The sequence below is a fragment of the Pseudomonas sp. SIMBA_068 genome (assembly GCF_046534705.1).
Classification (GTDB): domain Bacteria; phylum Pseudomonadota; class Gammaproteobacteria; order Pseudomonadales; family Pseudomonadaceae; genus Aquipseudomonas; species Aquipseudomonas putida.
On record NZ_JAWRYI010001213.1, the window covers coordinates 1 to 249 of the forward strand.

At 44.6% G+C, this 249-nt stretch carries 1 protein-coding gene; it reads right to left on the bottom strand.

The window, feature by feature from the left end:
• Positions 1–15 precede the first annotated feature (15 nt).
• The coding region (locus SB756_RS33385; protein WP_410913673.1) for an ATP-binding cassette domain-containing protein at positions 16–249 on the bottom strand (234 nt) is incomplete at its 5' end.

A 249-nucleotide genomic window follows, 5' to 3' on the forward strand; every position in this document is an offset into this window, starting at 1 on the left:
GGGCTTTTATTGTTTTTATAAAACCGCGCTAATGTCACAAATATCATCGGCCAGGTTCCAGACACCGGGTTGATGTGTAACCATAATGACGCCGCTTGTGGGTAGTTTTTCACGCACTAAACGCAGTAAGCGGATAGCCTCTTGTTCCTCAAGATGAGAGGTAGTTTCGTCAAGAAATATCCATTTCGGACGTCGTAAAATTAATCGTGCCAGGGCGATACGTTGTTTTTCGCCGCTGGAAAGAATATC